Below are 21,830 nucleotides of genomic sequence, written 5' to 3'. Positions count from 1 at the left end.
AGGAACGTGACCGAGCACAGCACCTCCCCCGCACCTCCCGACACCTCCGGCGACGACCTCCTAGGCGACGAACTCCTGGCCCGCATCCGCGATCGCGCAGCCGGGTACGACCGCGATAACCGGTTCTTCACCGAAGACTTCGCCGAGCTCGCGGACGGCGGCTATCTCAAGGCGCTGGTCCCGGTCGAGTTCGGCGGTCGCGGCCTCAGCTTGCAGCAGACCGCGCAGCTGCAGGCCCGGCTCGCGGGCGCCGCCCCGGCGACCGCCCTCGCCGTCAACATGCACCTGGTCTGGACAGGGATCGCAAAGACGCTTCGCGACCGCGGTGACGATTCGCTCGAGTTCGTGCTCCGAGAGGCCGGGGAGGGCGAAGTGTTCGCCTTCGGGCTGAGCGAGGCCGGCAATGACCTCGTCCTCTTCGGCTCCACGACAGAGGCACGCCCCGAGCCCGACGGCTCCTACCGTTTCCACGGGCGCAAGATCTTCACCTCGCTCTCTCCGGCCTGGACGCGGCTGGGCACCATGGGGCTCGACAGCACGAGTCCGGACGCGCCCAAGATCGTCTACGGCTTCATCGAGCGCACCGGCGGCGGCTTCGAGATCCGCGAGGACTGGGACACCCTCGGGATGCGCGCGACGCAGAGCAACACCACGGTGCTCGACGGCGCCCGATCGCCCGCCGACCGGATCGTCCGGCGGCTGGACCCGGGGCCGAACCCCGATCCGCTCGTGTTCGCGATCTTCGCCAACTTCGAGATCCTGCTAGCGGCCGTCTACACCGGCATCGGGGCGCGCGCCCTCGAACTGGCCGTCGAGTCCGCGCACCGCCGGACGAGCCTGAAGAACGAGGGGCGCAGCTACGCGAACGATCCGGACATCCGCTGGCGGGTGGCGGACGCGGCCATCGATCAGGATGCGCTGCTCCCGCAATTGGATGCGCTCGCCGGGGATGTGGATGCGCTCGCCGACCACGGTCGGCTGTGGTTCCCGAAGCTCGTCGGGCTGAAGGTCCGGGCGACCGAGACCGCACGCCGCGTAGTGGATCAGGCCATCCGGGTCTCGGGCGGTTCGACCTTCTTCGCGGGGAGTGAGCTCGGCCGGCTCTATCGCGACGTGCTCGCGGGGATGTTTCACCCGTCCGACGCCGAGTCGGCCCACAACACGGTCGCGAACGCCTGGCTCGGGCCGGTCGACGACTAGCCGCGGACGACCCACCGCGACCGCGAGCTCACCGCCTACAGACCACCGCACCGAGACAGACCGAGGAGAGGCCATGCAGGAGATCACCGCGCGCCATTTCGCCGAGCGCCTGGAGCGCGGCGCGCGCCAGGCGCAGGCCGCCGGTTTTGACGGCCTGGTCGTCGCGCCCGGCCCGGACCTGGCGTACTTCGCGGACTACCTCCCTGTCGCGACGACCGAGCGGATCACGCTGCTCGTCATCCCGGCCGACGGTGAACCGACGATGCTGGTGCCCGCGCTCGAACGCGGCGGTGCCGCCGAGACCCGCGCCGCGGGCGCCATCCGGCTGGCCGACTGGGCCGACGGCGACGACGAGTACGTGCCGGCCGCTGGGTTGCTCCGACCGGACGGACGCTACGCGATCTCCGACGCGACGTGGGCCATGCACCTGCTGGGCCTGCAGGAGAAACTGCCGTCCGCCCGCTTCGCCGCGATCTCGAACGCGCTCCCGCTGCTGCGCGCCGTCAAGACGGAGGACGAGGTCGACCGGCTGGCCGCGGCGGGCGCCGCCGCCGACGCGACGTTCGAGGACGTCCTTCGACTTCCGTTCGCCGGCCGCACGGAACTGCAGCTGGCGGCCGAACTCGACCGGCTGCTTCGCGAACACGGACACAGCCAGGTCGACTTCACGATCGTGGCCGCCGGGCCGAACGGGGCCGATCCGCACCACGAACCCGGCGACCGGATCATCGCGGAGGGCGACACCGTCGTGCTCGACTTCGGGGGCCTGCTCGACGGGTACGGCTCGGACACGACCCGCACGGTCCATGTCGGCGAGCCGACGGACGAGGAGCACGAGGTGTTCGAGGTGGTCAAGGCCGCACAGCAGACCGCCTTCGAGGCCGTCGCGGTCGGGGTGCCCTGCCAGGAGATCGACCGCGTGGCGCGCCGGGTTATCCGGGAGGCGGGCTATGGCGAGTTCTTCATCCACCGTGTCGGACACGGAATCGGCGTGACGACGCACGAGCCGCCGTACCTGGTGGAAGGAGAGGAGCGTCCGATCGAAGCCGGGATGTGCTTCTCGATCGAGCCGGGCATCTATCTTCCGGGCCGGTTCGGGGTGCGCATCGAGGACATCGTGGTCGCAGCGGAAGACGGCGGGCACCGGCTCAACAACTCAAGCCGCGAGCTTCACCTGGTGGGCTGACCGCACGAGGGAAGGCGGAGGGGCGTTACCTAGCGCCCGACGCGCTCGACCGCGACGCGAGCGGCGGCGACACTCCGCCGGCGACGTGCGAACGGCAGCGCGATCAGGCGCCACCCGACGAGGAACACCCCGAGGACGACGGCCGCGACGGCGATGAAGGACGGCTCGACGCCCTGCCCCGCCGAAGTGCGGATGAGCATCCCGAGCGCCACGGTCATCAGCCACACCGGGATGCCCGGCCAGACGATGGCGAGCGGACGGCGCCACGCCCAGGTGACGAGCCATCCGACGACGAGGCCGACGAGGAACGGCCACAGCGTCTCGACGATGCCGCCGGCGCTGTTCGCCTCGCCGTGACTGCGACGCCCGACCAGCACGAAAAGAGTAACGAGGGCCACGTCGATGACGAATGCGGCGAGCGCGGTCCTCCAGGGCTTCACGGGCTCCAGGCTACGCGGAGACCCCCGAAGGTTCGCTGGACGCTACCCGTGTTGATACCGAGGGTTATCCACAATCGGCGCCGTGTCCACAGCTTCGCAGCGCCATGGACACCGCGTCGGTAGTCCCTCATTAGACTGACCGCAGTCAGCCGCCGAGTCCTGGAGCCCCGTTGCCGAACTTCGACTTCCTCACCCAGCCCGGGCTCCCCCGCCCCGAGGTCACGCCCGACGACGCCGCGACCATCGCGGCCGCACGGTTCGGCCTCGAAGGCACCATCACCGAGCTGGCGAGCAACCAGGATCGCAACTTCCGCATCGACACCGGCGCCGACCGCTACGTCTTGAAGCTCGCGAACCCGGTCTTCTCGGCGGATGAGCTCCGGGCGCAGAACGCGGCCCTCTCCGTGCTCGCCGGCTCGGGCATCCGCATCCCCGAAGTGATCTTTGCGAGCGACGGCGCCGACCTCGTCCCGGTCGACGTGCGCGGTACCACCCTCCTCGCCCGGGTTCTCCGCTACCTCGACGGCGAGCCGCTGACCGACGTCGGCCGTCCCTCTCGCGAGCAGCTGCGCACCCTCGGGACCCTCGCCGGACGTGTCGCCAGCGGGCTCTCCGGCCTGCAGCACCCGGGACTCGACCGCACCACCCAATGGGATGCGCGGGTCAGCGGCGAGGTCGTCGAGTTGCTGCTCGACCATGTGGAGCAGCCCGCGAAACGCGCCGTGGTCCGGGAGGCGGCCGACGCGGCGCTCGCGCGTCTGGCGCCGCTTCGTGGCCGCCTGCGCGTGCAGGCGGTCCACGGCGACGTCACCGACGACAACATCGTCCTCGGCGAAGGCGGTCCGGGCGTCATCGACTTCGGAGACGTCTCCGACGGATGGCTGGTCGCCGAGCTCGCCGCCACCGTCGCCAGCGCGCTGCACCACGTCTCCGACGACCCGCTCTCCGTGCTGGAGGTCATCGACGCCTTCCACGCCGAGTCCCCGCTCGAGGACGCCGACCTGGCGGCGCTGTGGCCCCTCGTCGTGCTGCGCGGAGCAGTACTCGTCGTCAGCGGCGAGCAGCAGGTCACTCTGGATGCGGACAACACCTACGCCGACGAGAACCGCGCGCACGAGTGGGTCGCCTTCGACGTCGCGCGACGGCTGGACGCCGACGAGCTCGAGACCCTTATCCGAGCGCGACTGGCACGAGCGACCACGGAAACGCACGCACCCGCGCAGGCGCCCGCACCCACGCCCATCCCCCCGCTCGCTCGCCTGGTCCCCCTGGCAAGCGCTCCGCAGAACCTCGCCGACCTGTCCGTCGAGTCCCGCGACCTGGACGCCGGCGGCTGGCTGCGGCCGGGCGCCGAGGACGCCGTCCTCGCGCGGGTCTGCCGCGACCACGGCCACGCCCTCACCCGCTACGCCGAGGCGCGGCTGACGCGCGCGCGCACCGACCGCTCCCTGCCGTCGCCCACCGTTGCCCTGGCCGTCACCCTGGAGGCGCCCACCGGCGTCGAGGTGACCGCGCCGTTCGCGGGCGAGCTGGCGCTCGTCGGCGGATCCTGGCTGCTCCGCGGCGACGGCGTCGACCTCTGGCTGGACGGGCTCACACGCCCGCTGACCACGGCGACGGTCGAGCGCGGCGAGGCGATCGGCACCGCGATCCACCTCACGGTCCAACTGAGCACCCTGTCCGGGCACCGGCCGCCCGCGTTCGTCACGCCCACACTTCCCTTGGACGGCTGGACGGCCGTCTCGCCCGACCCCTCCACCCTGTTCGGTGTCGACCTCACCGTCCCCGTCCCCGACCCGGCCGAGTCGCTCGCGCGACGGGATGCGACGTTCGCCGAGGTGCAGGAGCACTACTTCGCGCATCCAACGCTCATCGAGCGCGGTTGGCGCCACCACCTCGTCGACACGGGCGCGCAGAGCTACATCGACATGGTCAACAACGTCACGCAGATCGGCCACGGGCACCCTCGTCTCGTCGACGCGGTGCGCGACCAGTGGGCGCGCCTCAACACCAACTCGCGCTTCCACTACGACGAGCTCTCGCGGTTCACGGAACGACTGGCGGAGATCGCGCCGGACGGCCTCGACACCGTCTTCCTCGTCAACAGCGGCAGCGAGGCGGTGGACCTCGCCCTCCGGCTCGCGCAGATCCACACCGGCCGGCGCACCATCCTGGCGGTCACCGAGGCCTACCACGGCTGGACCATGGCCTCGGATGCGGTCTCGTCGTCGCTCGGCGACAACCCGCGGGCGCTGGAGACCCGGCCCGACTGGGTGAAGCTCGTCGCGGCACCGAACTCCCTGCGCGGCATCCACCGCGGCCCGGATTCGGCCGCCGCCTACCTCCGGGACCTGGATGCGGATCTCGCCGAACTCGACGCGGCCGGAACCGAGGTCGCCGGGTACATCGCCGAGCCGGTGTTCGGCAACGCCGGCGGGTTGATGCTGCCCGAGGGCTACCTCGCCGGCGTCTACGAGCGGATCCGCGCCCGCGGCGGCGTGTGCATCGCCGACGAGGTGCAGGTCGGCTACGGCCGGCTCGGCCACTACTTCTGGGGGTCGGAGCAGCAGGGCGTCGTCCCGGACGTCATCACGGTCGCTAAGGCGATGGGCAACGGCCAGCCGCTCGGCGCCGTCATCACGCGCCGCGAGATCGCCGAGTCGTTCGCCGCGGAGGGCAGCTTCTTCTCCTCGGCCGGCGGCAGCCCGGTGTCCTCGGTCGTCGGGCTGACGGTGCTCGACGTGATGCGGGACGAGGGGCTGCAGCAGAACGCGGCGGTCGTCGGCGACCACCTCGCCGAGCGCCTGCGGCAGCTGGGCGACCGGCATCCGCTCGTCGGCGCGGTCCACGGCATGGGTCTGTACCTCGGGATGGAACTGGTGCTCGACCGCGAGACGCTGAAGCCGGCGACCGCGGAGGCCGCACTCGTGTGCGAGCGGATGCTCGCCGAGGGCTGCATCGTCCAGCCCACCGGTGACTACAAGAACGTGCTGAAGATCAAGCCGCCGCTCTGCATCACGCGCGAGAGCGCCGATCGCTTCGTGGACGCGCTGGACCTGGTGCTCGCGACCCTGTAGTCCGCAGCACTCGGCCCGCTTCGTCCGCGATCGCACCGGCAACGGCATCCAAGACTGTGGAGCGAAGTGACCACTGATGCCAGTAGAGCGGTACCTCCGCCACCGTCTGGTCATCGAGCACGACGAGCGCACCGGAATCGACAAGCGCATCGGCCTGCAGGTCGGGCAGCATCCCCCAGCCGAGTCCGAGCACCGCGGCATCCACGAACTGGGTGGATGCCGGGATGAAGTGGCGGGGCGGTCGCGCGCCGGGAGCGAACGCGTCGAGATAGCGGTCCTGCAGCGCGTCCTTGCGGTCGAACACCAGCATCGGCGCCGCGCCCGCGGTCTCGGTCGTCCAGCCGTCCGGGCACCAGCGCTCCACGAACGACGGGCTCGCGACCGCGCGGTAAATCATCGCTCCCAGCGGCGTGGACGTGCAGCCCTGCACGGGTTCCGGGTCCGATCCGACCGCGGCCATCGCGGTCCCGTCCCGCAGTCGATCGAGGGTGTGCTCCTGGTCGTCCAGCACGATCTCGAAGACGATGCCCTCGAGCCCGGCGAGAGCCGGCAGCACCCACGTCGCTAGGGAGTCGGCGTTGACTACGAGCGGCAGGGGCGTGCTCGCGGCTGCCTCGTCCCCCGCGAGCGCTGCGGCCGCCTCCGCTTCGAGCAAGGTCAGCTGCCGGGCCAGTCGCAGCAGCACGCTTCCGGCTTCGGTCGGCGCCACCGGCTTGCTCCGCCGCACAAGCACGCGCCCGCTCTGCTCCTCCAGGGCCTTGATCCGCTGACTGACGGCGGACGGCGTGACGTGGAGCGACGCGGCCGCTCCCTCGAACGTCCCACTGTCGACGACCGCGGCAAGCGTGCGCAATTGATCGGAATTTGCCGTCACCTTAGCCATGCTAATCCACGGTGAGAAACATGAACTGTACTTATCCTCGGGCGCATCGTAGCGTCGAAGCGTGCTCGCAACGTTCTTCACCGGCCTCGGCTCGGCGGCCTCCCTCATCATCGCCATCGGAGCGCAGAACGCCTTCGTCCTGCGCCAGGGCCTGCGCCGCCAGCACGTCCTCCCGATCGTGGTCATCTGCGTGCTGAGCGACGCCGTCCTCATTGCGGCCGGGGTCGCGGGTATCGGAGTCCTGGTCACGAAGGCGCCGCTGGCGCTGGAGATCGTCCGCTGGGCCGGCTTCGCGTTCCTCCTGGGGTACGCGGTCTTCGCCGCCCGCCGGGCATTGAAGCCCGAGTCGCTGAGCGCCTCCGGAGCCGTCGCCGGCTCCCTGGCCGCCGCGGTCGGCACCTGCCTCGCGATCACCTGGCTGAACCCGCACGTCTACCTGGACACGGTGCTGCTGCTCGGCTCGCTCTCCGCCTCCCACGGCGACCCCGGGCGCTGGGTCTTCGGCGCGGGAGCCGCGACCGCGAGCCTGATCTGGTTCGGGCTGCTCGGGTTCGGTGCCCGCTTCGCCGCCCCGGTGTTCGCCAAGCCGGTCGCGTGGCGCATCCTCGACGGCGGAATCGCCGTGCTCATGCTCGTCCTGGCGGTGCTGCTGATCGCCTGACCGGACACGCGCCGGGCAAACGAAAAGGCCGCCCGATTCGGGCGGCCTTTCCGGTGGTGGTGGAGCTAAGGAGATTCGAACTCCTGACCTCTTCGATGCGAACGAAGCGCGCTACCAACTGCGCCATAGCCCCGGGGAACTGCTTAGAAACAATAGCACCCTACGTGGTTCGAGTCGAAATCGGCGGGGCTCAGCTGGCGGCCCGGCGGCGGCGCAGCACGGCATCCAGATCGAGGCTCCCGGTCGCGGTTTCGTCCAGGATCCCCATGTTCGCGTACTGGCTCGGGACCGCTGGACCGGCGGCCTCGTGGGAGGCCTCAGCAGCCGCGCCGACCGGAACGACAGCGGGGGCCGGAACGACCGCGACCGGACGCAGCGGTACCGGCGCCGGCACCGCCTCTGCCGCGGCGGCGACCTCTGCGGCCTCCGCAGCCTTCCGCTCGAACTCCGCCCGGGCGGCGGCCCGGCGCAGCTCTGCGGCCGCGTCCACCGACGCCATCGCGGCGGCGGCGACCGTTCCGGGAGACAGGTGCAGCGGCTTCGGCAGCGGACGCGGCGTCCAGCTCTGGCGGAGACGCTCCTGAACCGGCAGATCGTGCTGGGCGTCGTCGTAGAGTTCCGGCGCGACGACCGAGGTGCGCACCATCGGCGCACCGGTCGAAAGGGCGCGCTGCGGGCGCGCGAGGCGGCCGAGCATCCACCCGGAGACGACGACGGCGCCCGCCGAGGCGAACGCGAGCATCCACGCGCCGGTCTGGAACAGCATCGCGGTCCCGGCGACGAGGCCGATCAGACCCGCGACGAGGAGGAACGTCGAGAGGGCGCGCGCACGGCGGAGCCGGCGGCGACGCTGGGGAGAGAGCACGGGCCGAGCGGATGCGGTGGCGAGCACGCGCGCACGCTGAGCGGCAGCGGCCCGTGCAGCCCGCTCCTGAGCGATCGCGGCGGCGGCCGCCTGTTCCGCCTCTTCGGCGGCGCGTCGGCGCTCCTCCGCGATGGCCTGCTCCCGGCGGGCGTGCGCGGCCGCCTCCGCGCGTGCCGCGGCGAGCGTCTTCTGCTCGGACCGGCGCAGGATGCGCTGCTGCTCCGCGACCGTGCGGGCCGTCGCCTCCATGCGTACTTCGTCGGGCAGCTCGCTGGTCTCGGCGAGGATGCGCAGCGTCTGCTGCAGGCGCACGGCGTTCCGCTCCGTCGCGAGGTATTCGCGGCGGCGCAGCCACACCGGGACAAGATAGGCCAGCCAGAGGGCGGCCGCTATGGCGACGACGACCCCACCGCCCATCACATCCCCGTTCATGACCTCTACGGTAGGGGCGGCGGGCGCTCGGCCTCGTGACGCCGGAGGGTGTGTCACGCGATCCAGCGCGCTCCCAGCGGATGTCCGGGGAGGTTTCTCAGCGGTGCCGGGCCACCGGGAGCGGCACGGCGGCGGCCGCGCGGTCCTCCGCGGGGATCGTCGCGGCGTCCGCCGGGACGTTCCCGTCGAGCCAGCGGCGCAGCACGCCCTGGGTCAGTTCCTCGGTCACCAGGCCGAAGCAGAAGTGGTCCCGCCAGTCGCCGTTGATGTGGATGTAGCGGCGCCGCAGACCCTCGTAGCGGAAGCCGAGCTTCTCGACCACGCGCAGGCTCGGACCGTTCTCCGGCCGGATGCAGATCTCCATCCGGTGCAAACCCAGCTGGTAGAAGCAGTAGTCGGTCGCGAGCGCGACAGCGGTCGGCGTGATGTTGTGGCCGGCGAACTCCTCGGCGATCCAATAACCGATGGTCGCGCTCGACAGCGAGCCGTACGCGATCGACGAGACGTTCAGCTGACCGGCGAGCCGGCCGTCCCACTCCACGATGAAGGGCAGCCCGTGACCGCCACGCGCGTTCGCGAGCAGCGACCGGATGCTCGCCCGGGTGTCGAACGAGCCGGGCGCGTAGGGGCTGGTCGCCTCCCACTGGCGCAGCCAGTTGCGGTTGTCGAGCAGCGAGCGCTCCAGCGGCCGCGCATCGCGCAGGCGGATGGGACGCAACCCCACACGACCCTCGGAGAGGGTGGGGACCACGAGCGCCACAGACTCCTCCTTCAGCCGGCCGTCAGCGGGACCGCTGGGAGAGCGTCTGGATGGGCCCGGTCGGGTCGGCGGGCATCTCCGACACGAACTCCACCGGCTCGTCGCCCAGGTCGGACGCGAACTCGCGCAGCCACGGGCGGAGCTCGGGCCCGAGGTCCTCGCGATCGACCGCGAGCCGGACGATCGCCTTGATGTAGTCGAGACGGTCGCCGGTGTCGTAGCGGCGGCCGCGGAACACGACGCCGTAGACCCCGCCAGTCCAGTCGGGAGCCTCCGCCATCGACTGGAGGGCGTCGGTCAGCTGGATCTCGCCGCCGCGCCCCGGCTCGGTGCGCTCGAGCACGTCGAACACCTCCGGCCGCAGGACGTACCGGCCGATCACGGCATAGTTCGACGGCGCGTGCTCCTTGTCCGGCTTCTCCACCAGTCCCGTGATGCGGACGACGTCGTCCTCGTCGGTGGCCTCCACGGCGGCGGCGCCGTAGAGGTGGATGGAGTCGGGGTCGACCTCGAGGAGGGCGACGACGCTCGTGTGGCGCTGCGCCTGCACGGTCAGCATCCGGCGGAGCAGGTCGTCGCGCGCGTCGATGATGTCGTCGCCGAGGAGCACCGCGAACGGCTCGCGGCCCACGTGCATCTTCGCGCGCAGCACGGCGTGGCCGAGGCCCTTCGGGTCGCCCTGGCGCACGTAGTGCATGTCGGCCAGCGCGGTCGAGTAGTTGACCTTCTCGAGACGGTCGGTGTCGCCCTTCTTGGTGAGGGTCTCCTCCAGCTCGGCGTTGCGGTCGAAGTGGTTCTCGAGGGCGTTCTTGTTGCGGCCGGTGATCATGAGCACGTCGTGCAGGCCCGCATCCACGGCCTCCTCGACGACGTACTGGATGGCGGGCTTGTCCACGACCGGAAGCATCTCTTTCGGCATCGCCTTGGTCGCCGGCAGGAACCGGGTTCCGAGGCCGGCTGCGGGGATCACTGCTTTCGTAACGCGGTCGTGATTTGCCATGCCGCCTACAGTATCCGCATTTCGGCGGAGCACAGGATGGCATCTCTTAGGATTGCCGTATGGACCCGGACACCGCCGCACATCGCAAGCGCGCCCTGCGCGCCGAGCTCCGGGAGCGGCGCCAGAACCTCACGACGACGGAGCGCCAGTCGGCCACCGCCGGTCTCACCCGCCACCTCGTCGACCTCGCGACGGACCTGTCGGCCCGCTCCGTCGCCGCGTACCTCTCCACTCCCATCGAGCCGGACACCCGACCATTCGTCAACTGGGCCCGCGCCCAGGGGATGCGCGTGCTCCTCCCCATCTCCCGCGAAGACGGCCTGCTCGACTGGACCACCGGCGACGGCGAGAGCGAGACCGAGGGGCTGTTCGGCCTGCCGGAAGCCATCGGCGAACTCCTCGGTCCGATCGCGATCAACGACGTCGACCTCATCCTGGTCCCGGCCGCGGCGGTGGACGCCAGCGGCATGCGGATGGGCTGGGGACGCGGCTACTTCGACAAGACGCTCGGGAGCATGGAAAAATGTCCCCCGGTGTACGCCGTGCTGTTCGACGGCGAACTCGTGGACGAGGTGCCGCGCGAGCGGCACGACCAGCCGGTGGATGGGGCGGTCACCCCCACCCGGATCGTCCAGTTCACCTGACCTCACCCCACCGGACCTCGCCCCACCTCTCACCGAAGCGCAGCGGAAGAAGAATGCCCACATACTCCTACTCGTGCCGCGACTGCGGCCACGCCTTCGACATCCAGCAGGCCTTCACCGACGACGCCCTCACGGTGTGCCCGAACTGCGGCGGCTCGCTGCGCAAGGTGTTCGGCACGGTCGGGGTGACGTTCAACGGCTCCGGGTTCTACCGGACGGACTCGCGCGGCGGAGCGAAGAGCGGCTCCTCGTCGGATTCCGGCACGTCGTCATCGGATTCGTCGAAGTCGAGCTCGAGCTCGTCATCCGGCTCCTCCTCGTCCGGCTCCTCGTCCTCCACCACGTCCTCGACCCCGTCGACTCCGTCGTCCGGGTCCGCTGCGTAGAAGGGCGTCTGAAGATCATGCTCAAGGGCTTCCGGGAGTTCATCCTCCGCGGCAATGTCATCGACCTCGCGGTCGCGGTCGTCATCGGCGCCGCGTTCACCGCGGTGGTCACGTCCATCGTCACGAACCTGTTCAACCCGCTCATCGGCGCGATCGCCATGAACGACAGCCTGAACAACGCACTGACGCTGACGATCGGCAAGGCGCAGCTGAAGTTCGGCGCCGTCCTGGTGTCGCTGATCAACTTCCTGATCATCGCCGTCGTGGTCTACTTCGTGTTCGTCTTCCCGATGAACCTCGCGAAGCAGCGCGCCGAGCGCCTCCGCAAGAAGGGCGTGGTGGAGCCCGACAAGCCCGTCACCGATCTCGACCTCCTCACCGAGATCCGCGACCTGCTGCGCGCCCAGCAGGCGCCGCCGCAGGCCTCCGGCAAGCACGCCGACCCGCTCCCCTAGGGGCGGTCACCAGTGCGGCGGGACGTCCCGTCGCAGCTGCTCGTCGTTCGACGACCACGAGGGCGTGCTGTCCGTGTCGGCGCCTTCGGGCTTGTCGCGCGGGTCGACGCGCGGCTCCGGGTCGGTTCCGGGCGCGCCGGGACGCTGCACGCGCCGATGGCGTCGCCTCCCCGGTGTCTCGCTCACCCCTCCAGCCTAGAGCGACGAGGAACGGGATGCGTCAGTCGAGCGACGGCAGGGTGATCGGCGCCGTCTCGGCGTCGGGCTCGCCCTTGCCGATGAGCTTGGCGATGCGACCCGCGACCGCGTCCGGGTCGGCGAAGAGCTCGAAGTTGTGCACCCGGAGGTAGTGCCAGCCGAGGCGGCGGAGCACGTCCGGCCGCAGGCGGAGCGTCTCGCGGAGGCTGCCCTTCGACACGTCCTGGTCGGTCTCGACCACGACCGCCCGGCCGCCGTGCGAGGCGACCAGCGTGAGCTTCCCGCGATAGCCGAGGTGGACATCCAGCCCCCGCCGCGCCAGACGCTTCGCGAGGTCCAGGACCATCGGGTCCGCATCCTGGCTGAGGTACTCCGGGGCCGCCGCCTGCAGCTGGTCGGCCTCGCCGAGAACCTGGGCCAGCGCGGCGATGCCGTGGCGCATCCGCGTCTCGTCGATGTCTTCCGGGCGGAAGCAGGAGACGATGTCCATGCCTCGACGACCGCGCGTCATCCCGACCGCGAGCAGGCGGTCGCCGCCCGGCTCGGCGAGGGCGCCGAAGTTCGAGAGCAGCCGGCCGTGCGGGGTGCGGCCGTAGCCGATCGAGAAGATGACGCGGTCGCGGCTCTGGCCGACGGACTGCTCCAGCGTCACCACGGTGAACGGCTCTGCGCGCTCTCCCAGGATGAAGTCGGCCAGCTCCGAGCGCTTCGAGAACGCGGCGAGGACGGCCTGGTTGACGCGGACGGCGTGACGCTCGCTCGCGGTGATGACCATGAGGGATTCGCGCGGACGCTCGGTGGCGTGCGCGAGCACCAGCTCGACCACCTTCGCGACCTCGGCGTCCGTCGACTCGACGGCTCCGGTGTCGGTGTCGGGCATGCCCTGACCGCCGGTCACGTAGTGGAGCGCGAGGCTGCCGTGGCCGAGGTACGTCCCGGCCCACGGGAGGGAGTCGATCGTCCCGCCGTAGAAGCGGCGGTTGACCAGCTCGGCCAGGTCTTCTCCCCCGGCGCGGTACGAGCGGCTGAGCGTGTAGACCGGCAGGAGATCGGAGAGGCGGGCGAGGGCCGAGTCGGCGTGGAGCGCATCCACGTCGATGTCCTCGACCGTCGTGCCGTACTCGTGCACGCCGATGTCGAAGCGCGACGGCGTCTGCGTCACCGGATCGCCGAACGCGACGATCTGGCGGGCGCGCTTGATGACCGGAACGTTCTCGGCCAGGCTCGAGGCTCCCGCATCCACCAGCAGCACCGCGTCGAAGCCGACCTCACGGCCGATCGACGGGATCTCGTACGGCGAGATCAGCCACACCGGAGCGAGCGGCCGTGCCAGGTGAGGGGCGGCCTCGGTGACCGAGCTCGCCGTGGGCACGCCGCCCTTCAGCAGCCGCTTGAGCGCGGCGGCCTCGTCCGGCCAGTCGACGATGCCGATCTTCCAGGTCTCGGCGAGCATCCACGCCAGCTGCTTGCCGGTGGCGGAGGCGTGCGCCTCGTCCACGAGCCGGAAGTCGGCCTCGAGCCGGTCGAGCACGCCGGTGTTGGCGTTGAGCAGGGCGCGGTCGGAGGCGAGGAGCGACTCGAGCACGGACTGCCACCAGGCGAGTTCGAGCTCTGCACTGACCTGCGTCTCGGGCACGTGGCGCACCGACAGGTCGGAGATCAGCGGGTCGAGCTCCAGGTCGCGCAGCTGGGTCAGCAGGGCGGTGCGCTCCTGCAGGTTGGCGAGCACCTCCGACTCGGCGGCGAGTCCGGCGAGCTGACGGGTCAGCTCCTCGACCGGAAGCACGGCGAGCGACTGCGGTGTACCGGTGCGGCTGAGCGGGATGTCGAGCCGGGCCAGGTCCTCCGCCACACGCTGGTAGGCGACCTGCACGTCGGCGATGCCGACCGGCACCTCGGGAACGACGCCGGCGACGGCGAAGCGGTTCCACAGGATGCGCTGCTGCTGGATGCGGCGCAGGCTCTCGTTGAGGTCGGTGACGTGCACGCCCGGGCGCACGTACTCGAGCGCGTGCTTGCGCAGGCGGCGGCGGTTCGCGCTCGACATCGACGGCGACTCGCGACGGGATGCGGTGGCCGCGATGAGCTCGGTGAGCGAGCGGTCGAAGACCGACGGCGTGAACTTGTCGAGGGTCTCGCGGATGTCGAGGAGCAGCCGCAGGTAGACGCCGAGCTCGGCGATGGATGCGAACGGCCGCATCCGGGTCTGCCCGATCAGCGCCTGCGCCCGGTCGAGGAGGCGCGGCAGCTCGGCGCGGTTCAGCTTCTTCGCGAGCTCGTGCGCGGCCTTCCCCTCCTCCGTCGTGGTGAAGGAGGCGCCGTACCAGGGCGAGTCGTTGGGGCCGTAGCGGAATTCGCCGAGCCGGGCCGCGCGGATCAGCGCGTCCGCAGAAGACGCCCGCTCGCCGGCGAGCAGCTCGATCGCGCGGCGGCCGAGCCGGGCGGTGGTCGACGGCGGGGACGGCAGCAGGGAGAGCCGGGAGAGCTCGCGCAGCGCATCCAGCACGGACACGCGGAGGACGGGGTCGCGCCGGGTGAGCGCGGCGCGGTAGTCGACGAGCACCTTGCGCAGGCGCACCAGCGCCTCGTCGACGTCGGTCACCCGCGGCTGGGTCGCCTTCTCGTTGCGTCCGATGGACTGTACGAGGTCGCGGCGGAGCGTGCGCGGGGTGACGGCGAGGCCCGGGAGGCCGGCCTGGGTGAGGCGCTGGGCGATGTCGTCCAGGCTGGAGCGGCGCGGGCTCACCACGAGCACGCGCTTGTGCTGGGCGACGAGCGCGCCGATCGCGTTCACGATCGTCTGCGTTCCGCCGGTGCCGGGGAGCGTCTTGACGACCAGGGAGTTGCCCGCGGCGATCTGCGCGACGACGTTCTCCTGCGCCTCGTCGGCGTCGAGCAGGAGGGTGTCGGTCGCGGGCGGACGCTCGTCCTGGCGGATCGGCTCCACCGGGTTGAACGCGCTCTCGACGGTGGTGCGCGCGGTCGGGTTGCCGGCCAACGCATCCAGCAGCACCGAGTCGAGGTCGCGGGCCTCCGCCGTCAGCGCGGGCGCGACGTCGGCGAACGACGACGCGACCAGCCGCGGCTGCACGTTGAACCACGGGAGGTGCGACGTGAGGCCGCGCAGACGGTCGATCACCGGCTGCGGCTTGAACACCCCGTTGCTGACGGCGAGCGCGACGAAGGCGTCCGCATCCAGGGTGATCTGGAACTGCTCGTTGAGGGCCCGCGCGAGCTCCGGGTTGAGGAACGTCTGCCCCTTCAGCTTCAGCTCGAAGTCGCGGCCGTACCGGCGGATGGCGAGCGGACGCAGCAGGATGGGCGCGAAGAACTCGTCGGTGCCGTGCCGCCACTGCGCCAGGCCGATAGCCAGGTGGATGGACTCGATGCCCCGCACGGAGCGCAGCTCGATGCCCTTGGTGGTGATCGCGTTCGCGGCCGCGCGCGCCGTGCGCAGCGCCAACTCGTCGCGGATGAGGCTGGAGAGGAGCGTGCTCTGCCCGGTGATGAACTGCGGCAGGCCGCCGGGATGCGTCGTGCTCAGCTCGATGCGCGTCCGCGGGCTGTCCTCGAAGTGCAGGAGCGGCGAATCGCCGCCGACGGCCGCGATCTCGTCCCGCCAGCGCTTCCAGACCGGCTCGGCGATGTTGCCCGCGACCAGTCCGGGATCGCCCAGGCTGAGCGCGTGCGGAGCCGTCGTCGTGCGCGGGTTCAGGGCGTCGTCGTCCCCGATGTCCGACGTCGCGTCGTCATCATCGGTCTTCCTGTCCAGTCGCCACACACGGACACCCTACGTTCACATCCGCGGAAACAACGGGAACCCGGGCGGGTTTCGCGCCAATATCACGCGTGGGATGTCGGTGCGCGAACGCGGAGCGCCGGATCGGGCGCGTCAGCCCCCGCTGGGCGAGGGCGTGAGCGTCCCGTACGGCGGGAGGGCGCCGGTGATCACCGGCACCTGCAGCCCGACCGAGGAGTCGCCGCTGGTCACGGTCACCGTGGTGAGCGAGCCGGGCTGGGCATCCAGGCTCGAGATGAACGTCTTCTCGCTCGGCGGGTTGCCGAGCCGTTCGGTGGCCCGCGGATCGAGGGACACGTGGATGGTCTGGCCGTTGCTGGTGGCCAGCTCGACCTGCTGCGCCTCGGACGACTGGTTCACCAGCGTGACGACGAGGTTCGCCGAGCCGCCGGCGCCGCTGACCAGGACGGCGTTGCCCACGAAGACCTGGCCGACCGTGGCGCTCACCCCGACACTCGCCTCTTCGATGTAGAGGGTGTCCTGCGGAGCGAACAGGTCGCAGGCGGTGAGGCCCGTGAGCGCCCCGACGGCGATGGCCGCAGCGCCGACGGTGCGACGGAACTGCGGGATGCGGAGCAGCGGCGTTCGACGCGTCATCATCCACCTCCGGGGGACCACGGTGGCAGCACCATAGCGCCCGCGGGTGTCTCTACGGAAGACGGCTCCTGTCCCGCAGGGCGATGATCCCGATCACGCCGCAGAGCAGGTACAACGAGGCCTGGACGTCGAGGATCGGCACGATGTCCCCGGAGTCGGCCAGCAGGCCGCCCACCAGCAGCCCGACCGCCTGCGCCGCACCGTCCACCGTCGTGATCGCGGCGATCACCCGGCCGAGCGCCTTCGGCGGCACGGCGGTCTGCACGAGCGTGATCTCCCCCGTCGCCGTCGTCACTCCGGGGATGCCCATCGCGATGAACAGTCCGGCGTAGACCCAGAGCGCCGTGGTGAAGGGCGCCAGGTTCCAGGTGAGCAGGGACAGCAGCCCGAACAACAGGTAGCCGCCGCCGATCATCGAGCGCGGACCGAACCGCCGCGCCAGGAGCCCGGCCACCAGTCCGCCGAGCACCCCGCCGATCGCCTGTACGCCGCGGATGATGCCCGCGCCGGTGTCGCCGGCGCCGAGGTTCTGCGTCACGTAGACGAGGAACAGCACGAGGAAGAGGCCCTGGGCGACCCCGCCGAGGGCGGAGAGGAGGGCGATGGTGCGAAGCGTCGCCGAGCGGGCGATCAGGGCGAGCCCGTCCATCCACTCGCGCAGGATGCGCCGCTCGGCGGCGGCGGCGGGCTCCCCGTCGTGGGCCGCTGGGTCGTCCGTGCCTGCTGCGGCGTCTGCCGGCCGATTCGGCCGGACGAACGACACCAGCAGCGCCGTCACCAGATAGGACACGGCGTCGGCGATCACCACGCCCGGCAGCCCCCAGAGCGCGAACGAGAGACCGCCGAGCGGCGAACCGACGAGGCGCGCCAGGTTGTCGCTGACAGCGACGAGAGCGTTGCCGCGTGCGAGCTGGTCGCGGCCGACGAGCCGCGGGATCATCGCCTGCCGCGCGGGGTTGATGATCGCGCCGAGCACCGCCTCCACCGCCGCGACCGCGTAGACGATGCCCATGCGGTCGGCGCTCGCGGCGAGGAGCGGGAGAAGCAGTACGCCCTGCAGCAGCGCCACCACGACGATCGTGCGGCGGTGGTCCCAGCGGTCGACCAGCACCCCGAGGAAGCTGCCGACCAGGAGCATCGGCACCAGCTCGACGAGGAACACCGTCGACGCCCCGAGCGCCGAGCCGGTCACCGACAGGGCGAACAGCGGCAGGGCGATCATGAGCAGCCAGTCGCCGGTGTCCGAAACGAGGCCGGCGGTCCAGATCAGCGCGAAGTCGCGGCGGAACAGCGGCGATCGCGAGCGCTGGGCCGACGCGGTGGCGGTCATGACTCGACCTCCCCGTCGGGACGAGCGACGGCCTGCGCTGCCGCGATCGCGTCGGGGTGCCGGAACGCGTTCAGGTGCAGGGCGACGACGTCGCTGCCGTCGGGGGCGTCTCCGCGCGTGAGGCCGATGTACGGGCGGATCAGGGCATCCAACCGCTCCCCCAGCTCGCGGAGCTCGGCGGGCGTGATCCTGAGGGCGTACCCGCTCAGGATGCTGGCCTCGCGCCACTCGACCGGCTGCTCGTCCCGCTGTGCGATGGCGCGGTGCACCAGGGCGGCCTCGTCGTCGACCTGCCGGTCGGCGAGCGCGCGCTCGACCGTGTCGTGGCCGATCGGGTACTCCGGGTCCTCGGTGCGGCCGAAGGCGAGCCCGGTGGAGGCGGACCGCCAGGGTCGCTCGCGGCCGTCCTCCGCATCCACCGCCTCGACCAGCCCGACGCGGGCGAGGGCGCGCAGATGGTAGCTGCAGTTCGAAGCAGTGGAGCCGACGACCGCGGCGCACTCGCTGGCCGTGCGCGGCCCGAACGACATCAGGTGGTCGAGCAGCGCGAGGCGGAGGGGATGCGCGAGCGCGCGGAGGGCGCGAGGGTCCGTGACGGTCGTCCGGCGCTCCGGCCGAGCGGCGTCGGCCGCCGTCTGCGGCTCCTCCGCATCCGATGTGAAAGACATGCTTCAGATTGTCGCCCGCGGGCTCTTTCACGTCAAGCGGGAATGCAGCCGCCCTCCCCACGTTGTTGATCTCTATGAACGAACCCACCCGAGCGAGCATCGGCTTCCGCTCCGAGCGCGGCCCCATCCTGATCGCCCTGATGCTGACGACGGGGCTCGTGGCCATCGACTCGACGATCCTGGCGACGGCCGTCCCCTCGATCGTGCAGGACCTCGGCGGGTTCGCGCAGTTCCCGTGGCTGTTCTCGGTCTACCTGCTCGCGCAGGCGGTGTCCGTCCCGGTCTACGCCAAGCTGTCCGACACCGTCGGCCGCAAGCCGATCGTCCTCATCGGGATCGCGCTGTTCCTCGTCGGGTCGGTGCTGTGCGGGTTCGCCTGGAGCATGCCCGCGCTCATCGCGTTCCGCGCCGTGCAGGGTCTCGGCGCCGGCGCCATCCAGCCGATGTCGATGACGATCGCCGGCGACATCTACACCGTGGCCGAGCGCGCCAAGACGCAGGGCTACCTGGCGAGCGTCTGGGCCATCTCGTCCGTCGTCGGGCCGACGCTGGGCGGCGTGTTCTCGCAGTTCCTGTCGTGGCGGTGGATCTTCTTCGTCAACGTGCCGCTCTGCATCCTGGCCGGGTGGATGCTCATCCGCGCGTTCCACGAGAGCATCGAGCGCCGCAAGCACCGCATCGACTACGCCGGCGCCGCGCTCCTCACCGGCGGGATGACGCTGCTGATCCTCGCCGTGCTCGAGGGCGGCCAGGCGTGGGCGTGGGACTCCGTGTGGAGCATCGGCTCGTTCGCCCTCGGCGCGGCCCTGCTCGTCGCGTTCGTGCTGGTGGAGCGCCGCGCCGCCGAGCCCGTGCTGCCGCTGTGGGTGTTCTCCCGGCGACTGCTGGTCACGACGACGCTGATCTCGCTCGGCGTCGGCGCGATCCTCATCGGCCTGACCTCGTACGTCCCGACCTACCTCGAGGGGACGATCGGCGTCGCGCCCATCGTGTCCGGCCTCGCGGTGGCCGCGCTCACGCTGGGATGGCCGATCGCCGCCAGCCTCTCCGGACGCTTCTACCTGCGCATCGGCTTCCGCAACACCGCCATCCTCGGGATGGGCATCGCGATCGTCGGTGCGGCGTCGCTCGCCGCGACCTCCGTCGCGCCGTCGGTGCTGTTCGTCGCGGTCAGCTGCTTCGTCGTCGGGCTCGGGATGGGCCTGATCGCCACGCCGACCCTCATCGCCGCGCAGTCCAGCGTGCCGTGGAACGAGCGCGGCGTCGTGACCGGCAGCAACATGTTCGCCCGCTCGATCGGCAGCGCGGTCGGTGTCGCCGTCTTCGGCGCGATCGCCAACGCGATCATCGGGGCGTCGGCGGGCGGCACCCACGCACCGGAGACCATCCAGCAGGCATCGACGGCCGTGTTCATCGCCGTCGCGATCGCCGCGGTGCTGACGATCGGCGCCGGCCTGGCGATGCCGCGCTCGCGTGTGGAGGACGTCGAGTTCCACCGCGCTCCCGCCACGGCGGAGTAGCGCGGAACGGGCGAGGTCAGCCCGGGATGCGCGCGAGCAGCACGAACTCGTTGTACGTGAACGCCTTCCCGGCGAACCGCGGCAGCGGGAACGAGTACTCGCGCTCCACGGTCAGCCCGAGGCGGTCGGCCAGCCGGTGCAGCCCGTCGAAGTCGGTGAACGTCACGTGCGTCGAGTCGCTGCCGTAGCCGCGCTCTTGCGGGGTAATGAAGAGGACATGGCCGCCCGGCTTCACGTACGGGAGGTACATCTTCACCAGCTCCACGGCGAAGTCCGGGTCGACGTGCTCGACCACGTGCGCGAGCAGCAGCGAGTCGAACGTTCCGGGCACCGCGTACTCGGTAGACGGGAACTCGTCGCTGGTGAACGCCGTCAGCCCGCGGGCCCGCGAGATCGCGACCGACTCCGGGTTGTGGTCCACCCCGACGCCGTTGTTGCCCAGGTGCGCGAGGTTGCGGCCGAGGCCGCTGCCCACATCCAGCACCCGCCCGAGATGGAGGCGGCGGATGTTCCACCGGTACGGCGCCTGCACGTTCAGGGTGCGCCGCCACCAGGAGCTGTCGAGACGGCGGAGGCGCTCCGCGTAGGCGGACCCGGCGGTGTCCCGGCCCTCGTTCTGCTCCGGAGAGTCCGGCGACATCAACTGGCTCGGTCCATTGAGTGCATGGGTCCACGGTAGGGCACTCGGTACAGCGGCTTCAAAGCAATCTCCCCCTACGATCATCTGAGAACTGTCCACTGTTCGATGGGATGAGCTGAATGTCAACTGGCCGGGGACCCGGGGGTCCGACCAAACGCGACCGACGCGAAGAGGCGCGGGAGACCGCCCGCAAGATGCGCGAGGAAGCCGCGAAGAAGGCCAAGCGACGCAAGGTCGTGGTGCAGAGCTCGGTCATCGTCGGGATCATCGCGGTGCTCGCGATCATCGGTGTCGTGGTGTTCACCAGCGTGGGTGCCGGCGGCAGCGCGGCCAACCCGAAGAACATGGCGAGCGGCGGCATCCTGCTCGAATCGCCGACCAAGGCGGTCACCACTCCGGCCATCGCCAGCGGGGCGAAGCCCACGCCGACCAAGATGGAGCTCGACGGCAAGACCGCGCACATCCAGATCTGGCTCGACTACCAGTGCCCCTACTGCGACCAGTTCGAGACCACTAACGACCCGCAGATCAAGCAGTGGCTCGAGGAAGGCTCCGCCACGATCGAGATCCACCCGGTCGCGATCCTCGACAGCAGCCAGAACAAGCAGTACTCGACCCGCGCAGGCGCTGCGGCCGCGTGCGTCGCGAACTCGCAGCCGAGCAAGTTCTGGGACGTGAACTCGGCGCTGTTCGCCAACCAGCCGGATGAGCAGACCGGCGGCGGGCTCAGCAACTCCGAGATCCTCAAGGTGTTCAAGGATGCGGGCGTCGAGTCCCAGGCGATCACCGACTGCGTGAACAAGCAGACCTTCGGCTCGTTCATCACCCAGATGACCCAGGATGCGACCACCAACTCGCAGCTGAAGAACCCGACCAGCGGCGGCTTCGGCACCCCGACGGTGTTCGTCAACGGCGAGCGCTACCAGGGCGGGTTCACCGACGCGGCCCAGTTCGCGGCGTTCAAGGACGCAGCGGTCAAGGACGCGGGCAGCGGCAAGACGATCACCTTCCCGACCGCCGGCTGACGCATCCACCGGTTCCGGAGTTCCTCGGCCGAATCCCCGTGATCGGCTCGAGGAACTCCGGAAC

The 21,830-nt window shown here is 70.9% G+C and carries 20 protein-coding genes and 1 tRNA gene; 9 read left to right on the top strand and 12 right to left on the bottom strand.

All coding sequences use genetic code 11. From position 1 onward, the window contains the following. The first annotated feature begins 6 nt into the window (after positions 1-6). Entirely contained in the window at positions 7-1,200 is a 1,194-nt protein-coding gene (locus QRN40_RS12625; RefSeq protein WP_285116010.1) for an acyl-CoA dehydrogenase family protein, read from the top strand. Positions 1,201-1,273: 73 nt separating this feature from the next. Then, positions 1,274-2,386, top strand: a complete 1,113-nt coding sequence (locus tag QRN40_RS12620) for an aminopeptidase P family protein (RefSeq protein WP_285116009.1) — start codon at positions 1,274-1,276, stop codon at positions 2,384-2,386. Positions 2,387-2,415: 29 nt separating this feature from the next. Here the strand turns inward: QRN40_RS12620 and QRN40_RS12615 are convergent, their stop codons facing one another. Beyond that, on the bottom strand, positions 2,416-2,826 hold the full coding sequence (locus tag QRN40_RS12615) for a DUF3054 domain-containing protein (protein WP_502878919.1): 411 nt from the start codon (positions 2,824-2,826) through the stop codon (positions 2,416-2,418). Between the two features lie 170 nt (positions 2,827-2,996). Between QRN40_RS12615 and QRN40_RS12610 the strand changes: the two genes are divergently transcribed. Further along, positions 2,997-5,903, top strand: a complete 2,907-nt coding sequence (locus QRN40_RS12610; RefSeq protein WP_285116008.1) for an aminotransferase — start codon at positions 2,997-2,999, stop codon at positions 5,901-5,903. Here the strand turns inward: QRN40_RS12610 and QRN40_RS12605 are convergent. After that, positions 5,842-6,786 carry a LysR family transcriptional regulator ArgP gene (locus QRN40_RS12605; protein ID WP_285116007.1) on the bottom strand — a complete coding sequence of 315 codons (945 nt, stop codon included), beginning with the start codon at positions 6,784-6,786 and terminating at the stop codon, positions 5,842-5,844. The two genes, QRN40_RS12610 and QRN40_RS12605, sit on opposite strands and share 62 nt — an antisense overlap. Before the next feature lie 61 nt (positions 6,787-6,847). On the opposite strand from QRN40_RS12605, the gene QRN40_RS12600 reads away from it, so the two are divergent. Then, the gene (locus QRN40_RS12600; protein ID WP_285116006.1) at positions 6,848-7,447 is read left to right on the top strand and encodes a LysE/ArgO family amino acid transporter; all 600 of its coding nucleotides are present in this window, start codon (positions 6,848-6,850) and stop codon (positions 7,445-7,447) included. A 57-nt stretch (positions 7,448-7,504) separates the two neighbouring features. Here QRN40_RS12600 and QRN40_RS12595 read toward each other — a convergent pair. The 4 genes from QRN40_RS12595 to galU form a co-directional block, all read right to left on the bottom strand. After that, a tRNA-Ala gene (locus QRN40_RS12595) sits at positions 7,505-7,580 on the bottom strand. A 57-nt stretch (positions 7,581-7,637) separates the two neighbouring features. Beyond that, positions 7,638-8,744, bottom strand: coding sequence for a hypothetical protein (locus tag QRN40_RS12590; protein ID WP_285116005.1), 1,107 nt, complete (start codon positions 8,742-8,744; stop codon positions 7,638-7,640). A 97-nt stretch (positions 8,745-8,841) separates the two neighbouring features. Next, positions 8,842-9,504 carry a GNAT family N-acetyltransferase gene (locus tag QRN40_RS12585; protein ID WP_285116004.1) on the bottom strand — a complete coding sequence of 221 codons (663 nt, stop codon included), beginning with the start codon at positions 9,502-9,504 and terminating at the stop codon, positions 8,842-8,844. A gap of 22 nt (positions 9,505-9,526) precedes the next feature. Beyond that, a complete protein-coding gene (gene galU, locus QRN40_RS12580) occupies positions 9,527-10,504 on the bottom strand; it encodes a UTP--glucose-1-phosphate uridylyltransferase GalU (protein ID WP_285116003.1) in 978 nt (325 codons plus the stop codon). Positions 10,505-10,563: 59 nt separating this feature from the next. On the opposite strand from galU, the gene QRN40_RS12575 reads away from it, so the two are divergent. Genes QRN40_RS12575 through mscL form a run of 3 tightly spaced genes read left to right on the top strand, consistent with a single transcriptional unit; the run spans position 10,564 to position 11,989 of the window. Beyond that, the gene (locus tag QRN40_RS12575) at positions 10,564-11,148 is read left to right on the top strand and encodes a 5-formyltetrahydrofolate cyclo-ligase (RefSeq protein WP_285116002.1); all 585 of its coding nucleotides are present in this window, start codon (positions 10,564-10,566) and stop codon (positions 11,146-11,148) included. Between the two features lie 53 nt (positions 11,149-11,201). Beyond that, positions 11,202-11,534: an FmdB family zinc ribbon protein gene (locus tag QRN40_RS12570; protein ID WP_285116000.1), complete on the top strand. Its 333-nt coding sequence runs from the start codon at positions 11,202-11,204 to the stop codon at positions 11,532-11,534. 17 nt (positions 11,535-11,551) lie between these two features. Then, positions 11,552-11,989: a large-conductance mechanosensitive channel protein MscL gene (gene mscL, locus QRN40_RS12565; protein WP_285115999.1), complete on the top strand. Its 438-nt coding sequence runs from the start codon at positions 11,552-11,554 to the stop codon at positions 11,987-11,989. 6 nt (positions 11,990-11,995) lie between these two features. Here the strand turns inward: mscL and QRN40_RS12560 are convergent, their stop codons facing one another. The 5 genes from QRN40_RS12560 to QRN40_RS12540 form a co-directional block, all read right to left on the bottom strand. Beyond that, positions 11,996-12,175: a hypothetical protein gene (locus tag QRN40_RS12560; RefSeq protein WP_285115998.1), complete on the bottom strand. Its 180-nt coding sequence runs from the start codon at positions 12,173-12,175 to the stop codon at positions 11,996-11,998. 34 nt (positions 12,176-12,209) lie between these two features. Then, positions 12,210-15,968 carry an AAA family ATPase gene (locus tag QRN40_RS12555; RefSeq protein ID WP_285115997.1) on the bottom strand — a complete coding sequence of 1,253 codons (3,759 nt, stop codon included), beginning with the start codon at positions 15,966-15,968 and terminating at the stop codon, positions 12,210-12,212. A 111-nt stretch (positions 15,969-16,079) separates the two neighbouring features. Continuing rightward, the gene (locus QRN40_RS12550) at positions 16,080-16,583 is read right to left on the bottom strand and encodes a hypothetical protein (protein WP_285115996.1); all 504 of its coding nucleotides are present in this window, start codon (positions 16,581-16,583) and stop codon (positions 16,080-16,082) included. Between the two features lie 52 nt (positions 16,584-16,635). Further along, complete coding sequence (locus QRN40_RS12545) at positions 16,636-17,913, bottom strand: MFS transporter (protein ID WP_285115995.1); 1,278 nt, start codon at positions 17,911-17,913, stop codon at positions 16,636-16,638. Next, on the bottom strand, positions 17,910-18,581 hold the full coding sequence (locus QRN40_RS12540; RefSeq protein WP_285115994.1) for a helix-turn-helix domain-containing protein: 672 nt from the start codon (positions 18,579-18,581) through the stop codon (positions 17,910-17,912). The genes QRN40_RS12545 and QRN40_RS12540 overlap by 4 nt, the downstream gene beginning before the upstream one ends. A gap of 74 nt (positions 18,582-18,655) precedes the next feature. Here QRN40_RS12540 and QRN40_RS12535 point away from each other — a divergent pair, with 74 nt between their 5' ends. Continuing rightward, positions 18,656-20,101 (top strand): MDR family MFS transporter, encoded by a 1,446-nt coding sequence (locus tag QRN40_RS12535; protein ID WP_285115993.1) that lies wholly within the window; start codon positions 18,656-18,658, stop codon positions 20,099-20,101. Between the two features lie 16 nt (positions 20,102-20,117). On the opposite strand, the gene QRN40_RS12530 is transcribed toward QRN40_RS12535, so the two are convergent. Then, on the bottom strand, positions 20,118-20,741 hold the full coding sequence (locus tag QRN40_RS12530) for a class I SAM-dependent methyltransferase (RefSeq protein ID WP_285115992.1): 624 nt from the start codon (positions 20,739-20,741) through the stop codon (positions 20,118-20,120). Between the two features lie 119 nt (positions 20,742-20,860). On the opposite strand from QRN40_RS12530, the gene QRN40_RS12525 reads away from it, so the two are divergent. Next, the gene (locus QRN40_RS12525) at positions 20,861-21,766 is read left to right on the top strand and encodes a DsbA family protein (RefSeq protein WP_285115991.1); all 906 of its coding nucleotides are present in this window, start codon (positions 20,861-20,863) and stop codon (positions 21,764-21,766) included. Positions 21,767-21,830: the final 64 nt, after the last annotated feature.

This window comes from Leifsonia sp. fls2-241-R2A-40a (assembly GCF_030209575.1).
GTDB lineage: Bacteria > Actinomycetota > Actinomycetes > Actinomycetales > Microbacteriaceae > Leifsonia.
The sequence above is the reverse complement of the archived record's forward strand: the minus strand, read 5'-3'. Positions and strand labels throughout refer to the sequence as shown.